Origin of the sequence: Actinomadura madurae, from assembly GCF_047130825.1 — a bacterium.
GTDB lineage: Bacteria > Actinomycetota > Actinomycetes > Streptosporangiales > Streptosporangiaceae > Spirillospora > Spirillospora madurae.
This window is the reverse complement of the sequence record NZ_CP083237.1, coordinates 7,373,682-7,389,905: the sequence shown is the minus strand read 5'-3', so window position 1 is coordinate 7,389,905 and position 16,224 is coordinate 7,373,682. Positions and strand designations below refer to the sequence as shown.

Below are 16,224 nucleotides of genomic sequence, written 5' to 3'. Positions count from 1 at the left end.
GAAGGTTCCAGGACCTGCTGGTAGGTGGCTCGGGAGGCTTCGGCGGCCTTTCGCTGGACGTCGATGCGGGTGAAGACGGCCGAGCGGTGCTGGGTGCCCACGTCGTTGCCCTGGCGCATGCCCGGCCACGACATGAGCGTGTCTCGGTTGGTTGATTACAGGCTGATAGGTTGCGGGTCGTGGTCAAACGGGGCATGGCGTTCGGGGGCGCGGCCTATGTGATGTGGGGGCTGTTCCCGCTGTACTGGCCGCTGCTCAAGCCGGCGGGGGCGGTCGAGATCCTCGCGCACCGGATCATGTGGTCGCTCGTGGCGGTGGCCGCGGTGCTCGCCGTGCGACGCAGCTGGCGGTGGGTGCGCGCGCTGGGGCTCCGGCAGTGGGTGCTGCTGGGGCTGGCCGCGGCGGTGATCAGCGTCAACTGGGGGACGTACATCTACGCCGTCAACAGCGGGCAGACGGTCGAGGCGGCGCTGGGGTACTTCATCAACCCGCTGATCAGCGTGGTGTTCGGTGTGATGGTCTTCCAGGAGCGGCTGCGGCCGTGGCAGTGGACGGCCGTCGGCCTGGGGACGGCGGCGGTGGTCGTGCTGACCGTCGACTACGGGCGGCCTCCCTGGATCGCGCTGATGCTGGCCTTCGCGTTCGGCACGTACGGGCTGCTCAAGAAGTTCGCCAACATGCCGTCGGCGGAGAGCCTGGCGGTCGAGACGGCCGTGCTGTTCGTGCCCGCGCTGGTCTTCCTGCTCTTCCTGGAGGGACGTGGGGGCGCCGCCTTCGGGCATCACGGTGCGGGGCACGCGGTGCTGCTGGTCGGGGCGGGGGTCGTGACGGCCGTCCCGCTGATGCTGTTCAACGCGTCGGCGATCCGGCTGCCGATGACCGTCATCGGGATGCTGCAGTACCTGGCGCCCGTGCTGCAGTTCGTCATCGGGGTGTTCATCCAGCACGAGGAGATGCCCGCCAGCCGGTGGGCGGGGTTCCTCTTGGTTTGGTTCGCCCTGGTAACGCTGACCTGGGACGGATTGAGGGCGGGACGCCGGGAAGCGGTGCCCGAAGCCGCATAGAGGAGCTAGAGTGCCGGTCGTCAAACACCGGATTCGAGGAGCCCCCGTTGCGTCTGGTCAGTGTCACCGTGTTGGGAACAGCGCTCATCGCGGCGGGCATGCTGGCACCGGCGACGGGTGAGGCGACCGATCAGGACGGAGTCGCGGTGAAGCCCGGCATGGCGCGGCCCGGGGAGCAGGTACGCCTCTCGGTGCCCGGGTGCGCGGGCGACGTGGCCGCGCGGTCCGAGGCGTTCGCCGGACGGACCGTGAACGGCATCGCCATCGTTCGGCGGGACGCGACGCCCAGCACATACCCGGTCGAGGCCCGCTGTGGTGCGCGGAGAGTGACCGGCGAGGTCCAGGTGGCGGGACGGGTCGCGTGGCCGGACCTCCTCCCGCCCCGCCCAGCCGACCGGTAACCGAGATAAGGCGGGCACCTTTTCCTTTCGGCGTCCGCTACTTAACGTACTTATTTACTCACAGTACGTTTTTCTGGGTTGTGACCTGGGCGGACGATGTCAGAGCCGCCCAAGAAATGAGACAACCCGGCCGGCAAGTGATGAACGCCACCCGGAATGGGCTGATATTTCTTCCCTTCGTCCCCTTGATCGCGTTAATTGATCATGTGATACTTCCAGCAAAACATACATAGCGCCCAAGAATCTCAGACGTGGACAGAGATCGCTAATCGCCCAGCCAGGACCTCAGCGCAGCGGCCACGGCAGGCGGTCCGATGATGTCGAGCTCGTGGGGGGCCGTCGGAAGTGTCCATTGATGTTGGCGCCGTCCCCTTGCGACGGGCCAAGAACTTTCCTCTGTACCGGACCGCCTTGGGATTCATCAAAGATCCGCTGCAGCAGCTCGAACGCATGGGCGAGGAGGCCGACGGCCGGCTGATGCGGATCGGCCTCGGGGCTTCCCGCCCGTTCCTGGCGACCGACCCCGAGGACGTGGAACAGGTACTCCGGCACCAGTCGGACCGTTTCGACCGCAGCGGGGTCTACTGGCGTCCCATCCGCGACCTGATGACCGACAGCATCCTGGACGAGGGCCCGGGATGGGACGCGAGCAAGCGGACCCTGCAGCCGGTCTTCTCCCTCCACAACACCAAGAGGCTCACCGCGCTGATGGCGGACGCGATCAACGGCGCGGTCGACGATCTGGAGGAGAACGCCCGGGGCGGCACCCCGGTCGACATGCTCCAGGAGATGTACCTGATCATCAACAAGACCGTGGTCAAGGTGCTCTTCGGCGACAAGATCACGCGCGCCGAGGCGGACGTGATGATCCCGCCTCTGCAGCAGATCGTCATCAGGATCGCGTACCGGTTCCTGTTCCCGTTCATGCCGCGGGCCGTGCCCATGCCCGGTGACCAGGCGTTCCGCAACGCCGTCAAGGCGATGGACGACTGCCTGTTCGCGCTGGTCGAGCGCTACCGCGACGACCCCGGCGAGGGCAACGACATCTTCACCGCGCTGTGCCGTGCCAGCAAGCGGGAGGGCGGCCCGGTGGACGACCGGTGGATCCGCAGCAATCTGCTCGCCACGTTCGGTGCGAGCAATGAGACCACCACCGTGGCACTGACGTGGCTGTGGCCGCTACTGAACGGGCATCCGGAGGTCAGCGAGAAGCTGCATGACGAAGCCCTGCGAGTGGTGGGCACCGAGCGCGTCCGCGCCGAGCACCTGCCGCAACTCCAGTACACCAAGCAGGTCGTCCAGGAGCTGCTGCGCATCTTCCCGGTGGGCTGGCTGTTCTCCAGGGTGGCCACCGAGGACACCGTGCTGAGCGGGGTGCGGATCCGCAAGGGCGACACCGTGCTGGTCAGCCCCTTCGTCACCCAGCGGATGAAGTCGATATGGGGCGAGGACGCCCGCAGCTTCAACCCCGACCGGTTCGAGCCCGAGCGTGCGAGGCGGTACCACCGCTACGCCTACTTCCCCTTCGGCGGCGGCCCGCACCAGTGCGTGGGCCGGCACATCGTCCAGGCCGAGGCGCAGCTGATCCTCGCCTCCATCTTCAGCCGGTTCCGCCCGCGGCCGGTGGAAGGGGCGGAGATGCCCAAGCCGCAGGTGGGCCTGACGCTGCGGCCCGACAAGCCGATCATGATGACGCTGGATCCCCTCCAGCGGTCCGCCTGAGAACGGCTTCGAGGGCAGAGCGATGCCGAATTCCGATACCCCGAGCAACGGCGTCCCCCCGTCGAGCGCGGAGCGGGCCGCCGGCGATCCGATGCGCGCGGCCCAGGGCCACGGCGCCGTCCTGGCGCAGGCGGTGCGGGCCGCCCGCGACCTCGCGGCGTGCGCGGAGGCCTATCCCGACGTCTTCGCCGTCAAGCCCATCGACGGAACCCTGTTCACCGCCGTCGCGTGCGCCAACGCGTTCGGCTCCCCGGAGCTGAGCGCCGCGCGGCTGCGGATCGCCAACCGCACGTCGTTGTGGATCTTCGGCCTGGACTGGCTGGTCGACCACGTGGCGACGACCCGGGAGGAGATCGACGACCTCAACCGGCGCTGCCTCGCCGTGGCCGACGGCGGCGACCCGGCGGCCGGTGACGGGCTCGCCCGGTTCCTGGCCGACATCCGCGACGAGGTCGCCGCCTCCCCCGCCTTCGCCGGGTTGCGCGACGACTGGCGGGGCCAGCTGGTACGGCTGCTGGAGGCGGGGGCGCGAGAGGTGGAGTGGAAGGCGTCGGCCTCGTCCGGTGACCGGAGCGCCCTGCCGTCCTTCGAGGACTACCTCGACAACGCCGACAACTACGGATCGGCCTGGGTCAACATCTCGCACTGGATCGTCAACGGCGACGCGGCCACCCTGGCGAACGCCGACCGGCTCCAGGTCATCAGCCGCGAGGTGCAGAAGATCCTCCGGCTGCTGAACGACCTGGCCACCCTGGAACGGGACAAGGCCTGGAACGATCTCAACGCGCAGTTGCTCGGCGCCGACGCCGACACGCTGACCGCGCGCATCGAGGAGATCGTCCGGCGCTGCAACACGCTGCTCGAACCGCTGCGCGGCGAGTGCCCGGCGGCCGTGGACTACCTGGAACGCCAGATCGGCTACAGCACCGGGTTCTACGGCACCAGCGACTACTGGGGATCGCTGTGACACTGGACGCGACCCCGGACTGCGCGGGCCTCGTCGACATCATCGTGTCGGCGCAGAAGATCGTCGACGACCTGACCGAGCGGCCCTGGGGGTCGTCCTCGCCGTCGGTGTACGAGACCGGCAGGCTGGTGTCCCTGGCACCCTGGCTGACCGGCCACGGAGAGCGGCTGCGGTTCCTGCTGGCAGAGCAGCGGCCGGACGGCGGCTGGGGCCTGCCGGACGACGGGTACGCGCTGGTTCCGACCCTCAGCGCGACCGAGGCCCTGCTCTCCGCCCTCGGCGCCGACCCCTTCCGCATGGGGCCGACGGGAATACCGGTCGCCGACGTGGCGCGTGCCGCCGCGCGGGGGCTGGGGCTGCTGTCGAGGTGGCTCGCCCCGGGGCGCGTCCTCGACCTGCCGGACATGCCCGCCATCGAGCACATCGTTCCCCACCTGCTCGAACGGATCAACGCCCGGCTGGACGAGCGGGCGATGCGCCGGATCCCCGGGCTGGGCCCCTGGACGGCCCCTGACCACCGCCTGCGCGCGCCCGGCGGGATGGCCGGCGAACTGCTTCCCGTCGTCCGGGAGCTACTGGAGCGGGGTGACCCGATCCCCGCCAAGCTCCTGCACGCACTGGAGATCGCGGGCGAGTCCGCCCACGGAACCGGCTCCGTCGTTCCCGGGCCTTCGGGGACGGTCGGCGCTTCCCCCGCGGCCACGGCCGCCTGGCTCGGTCATGAGCCCGACCCGCACGACGACGCCCGGGCGCGGGCTCGCCGGTATCTGGAGGCCGGCGTCGCTCAGTACAAAGGGCCGGTGCCCGTGGCCACACCTATCACCGAGTTCGAGCGGGGATGGGTGCTGAGCTGGCTGGCACGGGCCGGGGTGCCGGTGAAGGCGCCGCCGCGACTGACGGCCGAACTGCGCGCCGCTCTGGGGTCGGCCGGCACCGGAGGAGGCGAAGGCCTGCCTCCCGATGCCGACACCACCTCTGGTGTGCTTTATGCCCTTTCGCTCCTCGGCAGTCCCTGTGCGCCCGACCTTCTCTCGCAGTACGAGATGGACACGCATTTCTGTACCTGGCAGGGCGAGAACGGCCGATCCGTCACGACCAACGCCCACGTACTGGAGGCGTTCGGACACTTCCTGGAGACCACCGGCGGCGGCACCGCGGCGCACCGCTATTCCGCCCCGATGTTCAAGATCACTTCCTGGCTGTGCGAGCGGCAGGAGGCCGACGGTTCCTGGCGGGACCGTTGGCACGCGTCCCCCTATTACGCCACGTGCTGCGCCGTGCTGGCCCTTGAGCGGTACGGCTCCGGGGCCGGGCGCGCGGGTTCCGTGGACCGCGCGGTCCGCTGGGTGCTCGGCTCCCAGCGGACGGACGGGGGGTGGGGGCGCTGGGACGGCACCATCGAGGAGACGGCGTACGCCGTGCACATCCTCCTGCTCGCCGGATCGGTCCGGGAGCCGCTCCGGGATGACTGCCTGCGCGCGGCCTCCCGCGGCGGCGCCTTCATCCGCTCGGCCCTGACGGCGGGGAGTACGGCGGATGCGGCGGACGCCCCTCAAACAATCGGACAAATGCTATCAAATTCCAATAATCCACCACTGTGGCACGATAAGGATACATACCTCCCGGCCACCATCGTGAGCGCCGTCACCTTCGCCGCACTGGCACTGCTCCAGGAATACCGCCGGGGATCTCTCGTGTGATTCACCCCACTCCACCTCCGTGAAGGCGTTTGGGATCTTCCCAAATCAAACGATTCGCCTTGAGCGCCTATGAGGTCGTTGGTATGGTGCTGCGAGCAACAGAACCGGCCGACATCGGCATTCCCTGCATACCCCACCATCGCGTGCCCAGCATTCGGACATTTTTCGCCAATTGCAGGGTGCCTTGACATATTGTTGGGTTAAACAATGCGCTTCCGCAACTCGCGACTGCGGACCAAGATTGCGGCGATGCTGCTGTCTCTCACCGCTCTGTGGGCCTTCGCGGCATGGGTGACCGCACGGGAGGGCATCAACCTCCTCTGGGTGAGCACGCTGAACACGGTCGTGACCGCGTCCAACCCGATGCTGGTCGAACTCCAGAACGAACGCCGCCTCACCGTGGTCTATCTCGCCGCTCCCAACCAGCACGGACGCGAGGCCATGGTGACCCAGCGGGGCAAGACCGACAAGACCGTGGCGACCATGATCGACCGCACCGAGAGAGGCTCGGTTCGGCGCGCCGCCGACGACGGGCTCGAGAACCGCATGGCGGAGGCGGTCGACCTCCTGCGCAAGCTCGGCGACTACCGCCGGGCCGTGGACTCGAACGCGATGGGCCGCAATCAGGCGTTCCAGAACTACACGGCCATCAACGAGGCCGTGTACCGCATGTACGACGCCATGGCCACCCTGGACGACGACGACTTCGCCGACGTCGTGCGCGCCGCCATCGCGGTCGCCCGCAGCGGCGAGCTGCTCACCCGCGAGGACGCGCTGGTCGCCGGCATGCTCCAGGGCGGCCGGCTCAGCTCGGACGACCTGCAGGCCGTCAACCAGTCCATCGCCGTCCGGCGCTACACCTTCGACCAGGCGATGGTCGGGCTGCGCGACACCGAGAACCGCCAGTACCAGGAGATGACCACCAGCCCCCAGCTGGCGGCGGTCAAGGCCCTGGAGGACCGGCTGCTCCAGACCCGGCCGGGCCAGCGCCCGCGGGTCACCGCCGCGCAGTGGCGGCAGACCACCCAGGCCGGGCTGGCCGACATGAACAAGAGCATCGACGAGGCCGGTGAGCGCACCATCGACCGGGCCACGCCGCTCGGCATCTGGGTCATCGTCCGGCTGCTGCTCGCCGGTGGTCTCGGCCTGCTCGCGGTCATCGCGTCCATCATCGTGTCGATCACCACGGCGCGTGCCCTCGTCCGTCAGCTGGAACGGCTGCGCGCCGCCGCCTGGGAGCTGGCCGAGCAGCGACTGCCCAGCGTCGTCGACCGCCTCGGGCACGGCGAGAAGGTCGACGTCGCCCTGGAGGCGCCGCCGCTGCAGTTCGGCACCGACGAGATCGGGCAGGTGGGACGGGCGTTCAACGCCGTCCAGGAGACCGCGATCCGCACCGCCGTCGAGCAGGCCGAGCTGCGCCGCGGCATCCGCGACGTCCTGCTGAGCCTGGCCCGCCGCACACAGGCGCTGGTGCACCGGCAGCTGAACATGCTCGACACCATGGAGCGCAAGCGCGACATCGACCCGAAGGACCTGGAAGAGCTGTTCCGGCTCGACCACCTCGCCACCCGCATGCGGCGCAACGCCGAGAACCTCATCGTGCTCTCCGGCTCGATCCCCGCGCGCGGCTGGCGGCAGTCGGTGCCGATGGTGGACGTCGTCCGCGCGGCGGTCGGCGAGGTCGAGGACTACACCCGCGTCACCGTCCTGCCGTTCGGCCCGGTCGAACTGGCCGGACGCGCCGTCGGTGACATCACCCACCTGCTCGCCGAGCTGATCGAGAACGCCGTGACGTTCTCCCCGCCCGACACCGCCGTCCACATCGGCGGGCACCTCGTCGCCAACGGCTTCGCCATCGACATCGAGGACCGCGGGCTCGGCATGACCGACGAGAAGCTCGCCGAGATCAACGAGCGGATCGTCGATCCCCCCGAGTTCAACCTGCGCAGCTCCGTCCAGCTCGGCCTGTTCGTCGTCGCGAAGCTGGCCGAACGCTACGGCGTGCGCGTCTCCCTGAAGCGCTCGGCCTACGGCGGTACCACGGCGGTCGTCGTCATCCCGCAGGAGCTGGTCGTCGAGAGCGGCACCGAGAAGGCCCCCACGACCACCGCGAACGGCCTGACCGTCCGGCAGCCCGCGTCGGTCTCCTCCGCTGCCGGCGACCAGTCCGGGGAGACGCAGGCGGGGACGCGCGGCGTGGTGACCCTGACCAGGGAGCAGCCCGCGCCGCCCGCCCTCGTCGCCGTGCCGCCGCCCGCCACGGGCCCCGACGGGGCCGAGAGCTCCGCGGACGTCCCGGAGCCGGCCGAGCCGGAACCGGCGGGCGAACCCGCGCCACCGGACGCCTCCGAGGCGGGGGCCACCGCGGAACCCGAGATCAGTCACCCGGAGGACCAGCCAGCCGTGCCCGAAAGCTCCACCACCCCGTCCGGTCTGCCCGTCCGGGTTCCGCAGGCGAACCTCGCGGCGCCGCTGCAGGCCGGGGAGACCCCGGCCGCCGAGCAGGACGAGCATGACGACCCCGGCCGCTCGCCCGAGGAGATTCAGCGAATCATGGGGTCCTACCAGCGCGGCACCCGCCTTGCGAGGACGGCGGTCGAAGCCCGCACCAATGACGCAGTGGAAGGCGAGGACGAGCAGTGATGCAGAAAGCGGGTTCGGCGTCCGATCTGGGCTGGCTGCTGGACGATCTGGTCCATCGCGTGCCGCACGCCCACGATGCGGTCGTGCTCTCGGCGGACGGCCTCCTCATGGCCTCCTCGGAGGGGATGAAGCAGGACGACGGCGAGCACCTGGCCGCCGTGGCCGCCGGCATCCAGAGCCTGGCCAAGGGCGCCGGGACGCGGTTCGGCGGCGGACCCGTCCGGCAGACGATCATCGAGATGCAGTCGCAGTTCATGCTGGTGACGGTGGCCGGCAAGGGCGCCTGCCTCGCGGTGCTGGCCGACGAGGACGCCGACGTCGGCCTCATCGCCTACGAGATGGCGATGCTCGTCACGAGCATGGGCGAGCACCTCACCTCGCCGTCGCGCTCGGAGACCGCCGCGGAGGGCCGCCCCACATGATGCCCCCCGAAGATCCCAAATCCGAGCTCTGGCCGGAGGACCCGGAGCGCCCGCCGGAACCCGAAGTACAGGAACGCTGGCTCGACGACCAGGCCGGGCCGATGGTCCGCCCCTACGTGATGACGAGCGGGCGGATCGAGCCGACCCGCGGCAAGTTCGACCTGATCACCCTCGTGGTCGCGGTCGGCGCGGAACCGGAGACCACCGTCGGTCTCGGCCCCGAGCACCTGGCGATCATCAGGCTCTGCCAGAACGTCATGTCGGTCGCCGAGCTCACCGGCCACCTGGACCTTCCCGTGGCGACCGTCCGGGTGATGCTCGGCGACCTGCTCGACAAGGGATTCGTCTCCATGCAGGAACCCGAACCGGAGGCGGACATGCACGACATCAGGCTCTACAAGGCGGTGATCGATGGTCTCCGGGCCCTCTAGGCGCGACGTGCGCGCGCGCCGGCTCCCCACCGCGGTCAAGATCGTGATCGCGGGCGGCTTCGGGGTCGGCAAGACCACCATGGTGGGCACGGTTTCGGAGACCCAGCCGCTGCGCACGGAGGAGGTCCTCACCGACGAGAGCGTCGGCGTCGACGACATCTCCGGGGTGGAGCGCAAGAACACCACCACCGTCGCCATGGACTTCGGCCGCATCACCATGCGGGACGAGTACGTCCTCTACCTGTTCGGCACCCCCGGCCAGGAACGCTTCTGGTTCATGTGGGACGAGGTCTCCCTCGGCGCGCTGGGCGCGGTCGTCCTCGCCGACACCCGCCGCCTCTCCGACTGCTTCCCGTCGGTCGACTACTTCGAGCGCCGCGGCACCCCGTTCATCGTCGCGGTGAACTGCTTCGACGGGGCCAAGCAGTACGACCTCACGGAGATCCAGATGGCCCTCAACCTGGGCCCCAAGGTCCCCGTCATGCTCTGCGACGCCCGCCGCATCGACTCCTGCAAGCAGGTCCTCATCGACCTCGTCCTGCACGCCATGAAGTCCCGCGGCGTAACCGAAGAACCAGAACCCCAGAACGCCTGACCGAACAAGCGGGGCCGGTTGCGCGTCGACTGACGTCGACGCGCAACCGGCCCCGCGCAGTCACAAGGCCCGCGCAGTCACACGACCCGCGTACTACTAAGCCCCCGCGATGGCGCGGCGCGCGTGGGGATGTGGCCGGGGGTTAGCCGGTTCGGGTTATTACGTAGTCGCAGAGGTTTGTGAGGGACTGGCGGGCGGGGATTTCGGGGAGGGTGAGGAGTTCGGTGCGGGCGTCCTCGGCCCAGCGGCGGAGGTCGGCGCGGGCGCGGTCCATGGCGGGGTGGGCGCGCAGGAGGGTGAGGGCCTCGGTGTGGAGGGCGTCGTCCGTGAGGTCCTGGGTGAGGAGCTCGCGGAGGCGGGCGTCGTCGGGGCCCGAGGAGATGCCCGCGAGGACGTGGTGCATCGGGAGGGTGCGGATGCCCTCGCGGAGGTCGGTGCCGGGGGTCTTGCCGGACTCCTCGGTCTCGGAGGCGATGTCGAGGATGTCGTCGGAGAGCTGGAAGGCGATGCCGATCTTCTCGCAGGCCGAGGTGACGGTGTCGACGACGTGCGCGGGGGCGCCGGCGAGCAGGGCGCCGAACTGGCCGGAGACGGCGATGAGGGACGCGGTCTTGTCGGCGACGACCTGCAGGTAGTGCTTGAGGGGGTCGGCGTCGGGGGTGGGGCCGACGGTCTCCTGAATCTGGCCGCGGACGAGGCGGGCGAACGCGCGGGCCTGGATGCGGACGGCCTCGGGGCCGAGGTCGGCGAGCAGGTCGGACGCGCGGGCGAACAGGTAGTCGCCGGTGAGGATCGCGACGGTGTTCGTCCAGCGGGAGTTGGCCGACTGCTGGCCGCGGCGGACGGTCGCCTCGTCCATGACGTCGTCGTGGTAGAGGGTGCCGAGGTGGGTGAGCTCGACGACGACGGCGGCGGGGACGACGCCCAGGGCGGACGGGTCGCCGAAGTGGGAGGCCAGCAGCACCAGCATCGGCCGGAACCGCTTGCCGCCCGCCTCGACGAGGTGCCGTGAGGCCTCGGTGAGCAGCGGGTCCTCGCCGCGCACGCACTCCTGGAGGAGGGTCTCGACGGCGGCCAGGCGCTCCTTGGCGTCGGCCGCGAGGGCGGCGTCGACGGGAAGCCCGAACGGGCCGGTCTCCTCGAAGGCCGGCCCGCCGGGCTTCTCAGCGGATGGGTTGCTCACCCAAGACTCCCTACCGGACGAACATGTGGGTCGTGGCGGTCCCCGCGAGGTCCAGGACGGGCTGCGGGATCACGCCGAGTACCACAGTAGCCGTCACGCCGAGGGCCACCGCGACCGCGGTCGCCGGGCCGGCCACCACGACCGGGCCCTCGGCGTCCGGCTCGCTGAAGAACATGACGACGATCACACGGACGTAGAAGAACGCGGCGACGGCGGAGGAGACGACCGCGACGATGACCAGGGGCGTCGCGTCCCCTTCCACGGCCGCCTTGAACACCGCGAACTTGCCGGTGAACCCGCTGGTGAGCGGGATGCCGGCGAACGCCAGGAGGAAGAACGCGAACACGCCCGCGACGACCGGGGAGCGCTTGCCGAGGCCCGCCCAGCGGGACAGGTGCCCGGCCTCGCCGCCCGCGTCCCGGACCATCGTGACGACGGCGAACGCGCCGACCGAGGTGAAGCCGTAGGCGACCAGGTAGAACATGGTGCTGGACAGGCCGTCCGGGGAGCTGGCGATCACGCCCATGAGCAGGAAGCCCGCGTGCGCGACCGAGGAGTAGGCCAGCATCCGCTTGATGTCGGTCTGCGTGATCGCGATGATCGACCCGGCGACCATGGTGAGAATGGCCACACCCCACATGACGGGCTGCCAGTCCCAGCGCAGCGTCTCGAACGCGACGTAGTAGACGCGCAGGATCCCGCCGAACGCGGCGACGACGGTGCAGGACGCCATCAGCGCCGTGATCGGGGTGGGGGCGCCCTGGTAGACGTCCGGCTTCCACATGTGGAACGGGACGCCGCCGAGCTTGAACAGCAGCCCGACCGACAGCAGCGCGACGCCCGCGAGGAGCATGGTCTCGCTGCCGGCGTCCTTGCCGATCTGCGCGGAGATGTCCGACAGCCGCACCGACCCGGCGTACCCGTACAGCAGCGCGGCGCCGTAGAGGAAGAACGCCGAGGAGAACGCGCCGAGCAGGAAGTACTTCACCGCCGCCTCCTGGGAGAGGAGGCGCCGCCGGCGGGCGAGCCCGCACAGCAGGTACAGCGGCAGCGACATGACCTCCAGCGCCACGAACATCGTGAGGAGGTCGTTGGCGGCCGGGAACATCATCATGCCGCCGACCGCGAACATCATCAGCGGGAACACCTCGGTCTGGGTGAACCCGGCCGCGGTGGTGCGCTGCTCGGCCTCGCTGCCGGGCAGGGCGGACGCCTGCGCGGCGAAGTGCCCGCCGGCGGCGCGGCCGTCCCCCCGCTCGGCGATCAGCAGCGTGCTGACCAGCGCCAGCACCAGGATGGTGCCCTGGATGAACAGGGTGGGGCCGTCCACGCCGAGCGCGCCCTCGGCGGCGACGTGGTGCGGGTCGTCGCGCCACGCCAGGAGGATCGTCCAGACGAACCCGCCGGCGAGGCCGAGGAACGCGACCGGCACCTGCGTCCAGTACCGGCCCCTCCGGCCGACGAACGCCTCGACGAGCACGCCCACGACGGCGGCGCCGAGGACCAGCAGCAGCGGGCCGATCTGCCCGTACTCGATGTGCGGCGCGGGAATGTCACCCCCCTGGGCGAGGACGCCGCTCACCTGACTGGTGGTGCTCATGGACGGGCTCCGTTCTCGGCGACGTTACCGGTGATGTCCGGCGCCGGATCGCGCTTGTCGACGCGGGCCAGCGTGTGGTCCACGGACGGGTTGATCACGTGCAGCACCGGCTGCGGGAAGAGGCCCATCGCGACGATGATCGCGATGATCGGGGCGATCGCCCACTTCTCCCGGGCGGACAGGTCCTTCATGCCCTCGACCGCGGGCGCCTTCGGGCCGCCCATGGTCCGCTGGTACATCCACAGGATGTAGATGGCGGCGAGCACGACGCCGCTGACCGCGAGGACCGCCGCCCACCGGTGGGTGCTGAACGTGCCGACGATGACGAGGAACTCCGACACGAAGGTGGACAGGCCCGGCAGCGACAGCCCGGACAGGCCGGCGATCAGGAACGTCCCGGCGAGCACGGGCGCCGCCTTCTGCACGCCGCCGTAGTCGGCGATCCGCGCCGACTTCCGCCGGACGATGAGGAAGCCGACGATGAGGAACAGCGCGCCGGTGGAGAACCCGTGGTTCACCATGTAGAGCGCGGCGCCGGACTGGCCCTGCGACGTCATCGCGAAGATGCCGAGGACGATGAAGCCGAAGTGCGACACCGACGTGTAGGCGATGAGGCGCTTCATGTCGACCTGGCCGATCGCGAGGATCGCGCCGTAGATGATGCTCAGCACCGCGAACGCGAGGACGACCGGGGTGGCCCACTTCGCGGCGCCGGGGAACAGCTCCAGGCAGAACCGGAGCATGCCGTACGTGCCGACCTTGTCCAGGACGCCGACGATCAGCACCAGCGCGCCGGTCGGGGACTGCTGCGCCGCGTCCGGCAGCCAGGTGTGCACCGGCACCATCGGCGCCTTGATCGCGAACGCGACGAAGAAGCCGAGGAACAGCCACTTGGCCGTCGTCGGGTCGATGTTCATCGTCGACAGCTCGTCGAACATGAACGTGCCGTGCCCGAGGCCGCCCTCGTCGACGGACTTCGCCGACAGCGGGTACAGCCAGATGACGGCGACGAGCATCAGCAGGCCGCCGAACAGCGAGTACAGCAGGAACTTGACCGCCGCGTAGGAGCGCTGGGCGCCGCCGTAGTACCCGATGATGAAGTACACCGGGATGAGCATCGCCTCGAAGAAGACGTAGAAGAGGAACACGTCGGTCGCCGCGAAGACGCCGATCATGGCCGCTTCCAGCGACAGCAGCAGCGCGAAGTAGGTCTTCAGCGACCGCTTCGCGGGGACGTCCACCCCGCCGGACCGGTCGGCCTCGCTCCAGGACGCCAGCATGACCAGCGGGACGAGGATCACCGACAGCAGGATCATCACCAGCGCGACGCCGTCGACGCCGACCGCCCAGTGGACCCCGAACTCCTTGATCCACCAGTACTTCTCGGTGAACTGGAACCGGTCGCCGCCCGCGTCGAAGCCCGCCGCCATGACGCCGGCGAGGGCGGCGACGACGAGGGAGACGCCGAGCGCGAACTGCTTGACCAGCGCCTCCCGCTCGCGCGGGATGACGCTGAGCAGCACCGCGCCGGCGAGTGGCAGCGCGATGAGGACGCTCAGCCAGGGAAAGTCGCTCATGACACGTTCACCACCAGGAGCGCCGCCACCACGAGGGCGGCGCCGCCGAGCATCGACAGGGCATAGGAGCGGGCGAAGCCGGTCTGGACGCGCCGGAGCCGGCCGGAGCTGCCGCCGACCCCGGCGGCCGTGCCGTTCACGGCGCCGTCGACGCCGCGCCCGTCGAACCAGACCGCGAGCCGGGTCAGCCACTGGCCGGGGCGCATCAGCAGCGACTCGTTGAGCGCGTCGCCGTAGAGGTCCTTGCGGGCCGCGACGGTGACGAAGGACCCCTTGGGCGCCTCGCGCGGCACCTTCCGGCTCCCGTACTGCACCCAGGCGATCCCCGCGCCGACGATCATCAGCACGAAGGTGGCGATGCCCGGGGCGGCGAGCGGCTGGAACTCGTGCTCGTGCTCGGGCGCGCCGACGACCGGTTCGAGGAAGTGGGCGAACGGGCCGAGGACGAGGTAGCCGCCCGCGAAGACGGACCCGAGGGCCAGCAGGATCAGCGGCCACGTCATGACGGCCGGCGACTCGTGCGGGTGGACGTCGTCCTCCCAGCGCTTCTCACCGAAGAACGTCATGAACATGACGCGCGACATGTAGTACGCGGTGATGCCGGCGCCGACGAGCGCGCACGAGCCGAGGATCATCCCGGACGTGCCGCCCTTGTCGTAGGCGGCCTCGATGATGCCGTCCTTGGTGAACCAGCCGGACAGGCCGGGGAACCCGATGATGGCGAGGTACCCGAGCCCGAACGTCGCGTAGGTGATCGCCATCACCGAGCGGAGCGCGCCGTAGTGGCGCATGTTCACGTCGTCCTTCATGCCGTGCATGACCGAGCCGGCGCCGAGGAACAGGCCCGCCTTGAAGAAGCCGTGCGCGATGAGGTGCGCGATGGCGAAGACGTAGCCGGGCTTGCCGAGGCCCGCGGCGAGGTGCATGTAGCCGATCTGCGACATCGTCGACCCGGCGAGGGCCTTCTTGATGTCGTCCTTGCCGCACCCGATGATCGCACCGGCGAGCAGCGTGGCCGCGCCGACGATCGTCACCACGAGCTGCGCGGTGTCGGACATCTCGAAGATCGGCCCGGACCGGACGATGAGGTACACGCCCGCGGTCACCATCGTCGCCGCGTGGATGAGGGCCGACACCGGGGTCGGGCCCTCCATCGCGTCCAGCAGCCAGGACTGCAGCGGGAGCTGCGCCGACTTGCCGCAGGCACCGAGCAGGAGCAGCAGCCCGATCGCGGTGGCGGTGCCGGTGCCGAGCTGGGACGCGAGGCCCGCGTGCTCGGCGCCGGTGCCGAGGACCGGCCCGAAGTCGATGGTGCCGAAGGTGGCGAAGATCAGCGCGATCGCGATGATCAGCCCCATGTCGCCGACGCGGTTGACGACGAACGCCTTCTTCGCCGCGGTCGCCGCGGTCGGCTTGTGCTGCCAGAACCCGATGAGCAGGTACGAGGCGAGGCCGACGCCCTCCCAGCCGAGGAACAGGATCAGGAAGTTGTTCCCCAGCACGAGCAGCAGCATCGCCGCGACGAACAGGTTCAGGTAGGCGAAGAACCGCCGCCGGTCGGGGTCGTCGGCCATGTAGCCGATCGAGTAGATGTGGATGAGCGAGCCCACCCCGGTGATCAGCAGCACGAAGCTGATGGACAGCGGGTCCACCAGCAGGTCCATGCCGATCTTGAACGTGCCGACGTCGATGAAGTCCCACAGGTGCAGGGTGCGGCGCCGCTCCTCGGCGTCGTACCCGATCATCTGCGCGAACATCGCGACGCCGACCGCGAACGACGCGACCGACATCGCGGCGCCGAGCAGGTGGCCCCACTTGTCGGTGCGCCTCCCTCCCAGCAGGAGGATCGCGGCGCCCGCGAGCGGGAGCGCGATGAGGAGCCAGGACGCGGCCTGGACGCCTTCCGCTTTCATCCCAGG

Annotated in this window: 13 protein-coding genes and 1 pseudogene; 9 read left to right on the top strand and 5 right to left on the bottom strand. The window is 69.9% G+C overall.

Annotated elements, in window-relative coordinates:
* Positions 1-23: 23 nt before the first annotated feature.
* Positions 24-119, bottom strand: a pseudogene (locus K8Z49_RS34000) (peptide-methionine (S)-S-oxide reductase); the annotation flags it as partial.
* 75 nt (positions 120-194) lie between these two features.
* On the opposite strand from K8Z49_RS34000, the gene rarD reads away from it, so the two are divergent.
* The 9 genes from rarD (at position 195) to K8Z49_RS33955 (ending at position 9,945) form a co-directional block, all read left to right on the top strand.
* Positions 195-1,064 carry an EamA family transporter RarD gene (gene rarD / locus K8Z49_RS33995; protein WP_412521223.1) on the top strand — a complete coding sequence of 290 codons (870 nt, stop codon included), beginning with the start codon at positions 195-197 and terminating at the stop codon, positions 1,062-1,064.
* 47 nt (positions 1,065-1,111) lie between these two features.
* On the top strand, positions 1,112-1,465 hold the full coding sequence (locus K8Z49_RS33990) for a hypothetical protein (RefSeq protein ID WP_412516118.1): 354 nt from the start codon (positions 1,112-1,114) through the stop codon (positions 1,463-1,465).
* Positions 1,466-1,810: 345 nt separating this feature from the next.
* Positions 1,811-3,187: a cytochrome P450 gene (locus tag K8Z49_RS33985; protein WP_081842725.1), complete on the top strand. Its 1,377-nt coding sequence runs from the start codon at positions 1,811-1,813 to the stop codon at positions 3,185-3,187.
* Between the two features lie 22 nt (positions 3,188-3,209).
* Positions 3,210-4,154 carry a terpene synthase family protein gene (locus K8Z49_RS33980; RefSeq protein ID WP_412516117.1) on the top strand — a complete coding sequence of 315 codons (945 nt, stop codon included), beginning with the start codon at positions 3,210-3,212 and terminating at the stop codon, positions 4,152-4,154.
* On the top strand, positions 4,151-5,854 hold the full coding sequence (locus K8Z49_RS33975; protein ID WP_412516116.1) for a prenyltransferase/squalene oxidase repeat-containing protein: 1,704 nt from the start codon (positions 4,151-4,153) through the stop codon (positions 5,852-5,854). The genes K8Z49_RS33980 and K8Z49_RS33975 overlap by 4 nt, the downstream gene beginning before the upstream one ends.
* Positions 5,855-6,103: 249 nt before the next feature.
* The gene (locus K8Z49_RS33970; RefSeq protein ID WP_412516115.1) at positions 6,104-8,497 is read left to right on the top strand and encodes a nitrate- and nitrite sensing domain-containing protein; all 2,394 of its coding nucleotides are present in this window, start codon (positions 6,104-6,106) and stop codon (positions 8,495-8,497) included.
* The gene (locus K8Z49_RS33965) at positions 8,497-8,919 is read left to right on the top strand and encodes a roadblock/LC7 domain-containing protein (RefSeq protein WP_021593198.1); all 423 of its coding nucleotides are present in this window, start codon (positions 8,497-8,499) and stop codon (positions 8,917-8,919) included. The genes K8Z49_RS33970 and K8Z49_RS33965 overlap by 1 nt, the downstream gene beginning before the upstream one ends.
* Positions 8,916-9,350 carry a DUF742 domain-containing protein gene (locus tag K8Z49_RS33960; RefSeq protein WP_021593197.1) on the top strand — a complete coding sequence of 145 codons (435 nt, stop codon included), beginning with the start codon at positions 8,916-8,918 and terminating at the stop codon, positions 9,348-9,350. The genes K8Z49_RS33965 and K8Z49_RS33960 overlap by 4 nt, the downstream gene beginning before the upstream one ends.
* Positions 9,331-9,945: a GTP-binding protein gene (locus K8Z49_RS33955; protein ID WP_024935754.1), complete on the top strand. Its 615-nt coding sequence runs from the start codon at positions 9,331-9,333 to the stop codon at positions 9,943-9,945. The genes K8Z49_RS33960 and K8Z49_RS33955 overlap by 20 nt, the downstream gene beginning before the upstream one ends.
* Before the next feature lie 142 nt (positions 9,946-10,087).
* Here K8Z49_RS33955 and K8Z49_RS33950 read toward each other — a convergent pair whose 3' ends face one another.
* From K8Z49_RS33950 to nuoL, 4 genes are read right to left on the bottom strand one after another with little or no spacing between them, the layout of a single operon-like run.
* Complete coding sequence (locus tag K8Z49_RS33950) at positions 10,088-11,128, bottom strand: polyprenyl synthetase family protein (RefSeq protein WP_021593195.1); 1,041 nt, start codon at positions 11,126-11,128, stop codon at positions 10,088-10,090.
* A 10-nt stretch (positions 11,129-11,138) separates the two neighbouring features.
* Positions 11,139-12,728, bottom strand: coding sequence for an NADH-quinone oxidoreductase subunit NuoN (gene nuoN, locus K8Z49_RS33945; protein WP_021593194.1), 1,590 nt, complete (start codon positions 12,726-12,728; stop codon positions 11,139-11,141).
* Positions 12,725-14,305, bottom strand: coding sequence for an NADH-quinone oxidoreductase subunit M (locus tag K8Z49_RS33940; RefSeq protein WP_021593193.1), 1,581 nt, complete (start codon positions 14,303-14,305; stop codon positions 12,725-12,727). The genes nuoN and K8Z49_RS33940 overlap by 4 nt, the downstream gene beginning before the upstream one ends.
* Positions 14,302-16,218 carry an NADH-quinone oxidoreductase subunit L gene (gene nuoL, locus K8Z49_RS33935; RefSeq protein ID WP_075021020.1) on the bottom strand — a complete coding sequence of 639 codons (1,917 nt, stop codon included), beginning with the start codon at positions 16,216-16,218 and terminating at the stop codon, positions 14,302-14,304. Before nuoL ends, K8Z49_RS33940 begins: the two co-directional genes overlap by 4 nt.
* Positions 16,219-16,224: the final 6 nt, after the last annotated feature.

Excerpts from the sequence above, each read along its gene's own strand:
- rarD (WP_412521223.1), top strand. The coding sequence starts at position 195 with ATGGCGTTCGGGGGCGCGGCCTATGTGATGTGGGGGCTGTTCCCGCTG.
- K8Z49_RS33980 (WP_412516117.1), top strand. The coding sequence starts at position 3,210 with ATGCCGAATTCCGATACCCCGAGCAACGGCGTCCCCCCGTCGAGCGCG.
- K8Z49_RS33970 (WP_412516115.1), top strand. The coding sequence starts at position 6,104 with ATGCTGCTGTCTCTCACCGCTCTGTGGGCCTTCGCGGCATGGGTGACC.
- K8Z49_RS33965 (WP_021593198.1), top strand. The coding sequence starts at position 8,497 with ATGCAGAAAGCGGGTTCGGCGTCCGATCTGGGCTGGCTGCTGGACGAT.
- K8Z49_RS33960 (WP_021593197.1), top strand. The coding sequence starts at position 8,916 with ATGATGCCCCCCGAAGATCCCAAATCCGAGCTCTGGCCGGAGGACCCG.
- K8Z49_RS33955 (WP_024935754.1), top strand. The coding sequence starts at position 9,331 with ATGGTCTCCGGGCCCTCTAGGCGCGACGTGCGCGCGCGCCGGCTCCCC.
- nuoN (WP_021593194.1), bottom strand. The coding sequence starts at position 12,728 with ATGAGCACCACCAGTCAGGTGAGCGGCGTCCTCGCCCAGGGGGGTGAC.
- K8Z49_RS33940 (WP_021593193.1), bottom strand. The coding sequence starts at position 14,305 with ATGAGCGACTTTCCCTGGCTGAGCGTCCTCATCGCGCTGCCACTCGCC.
- nuoL (WP_075021020.1), bottom strand. The coding sequence starts at position 16,218 with ATGAAAGCGGAAGGCGTCCAGGCCGCGTCCTGGCTCCTCATCGCGCTC.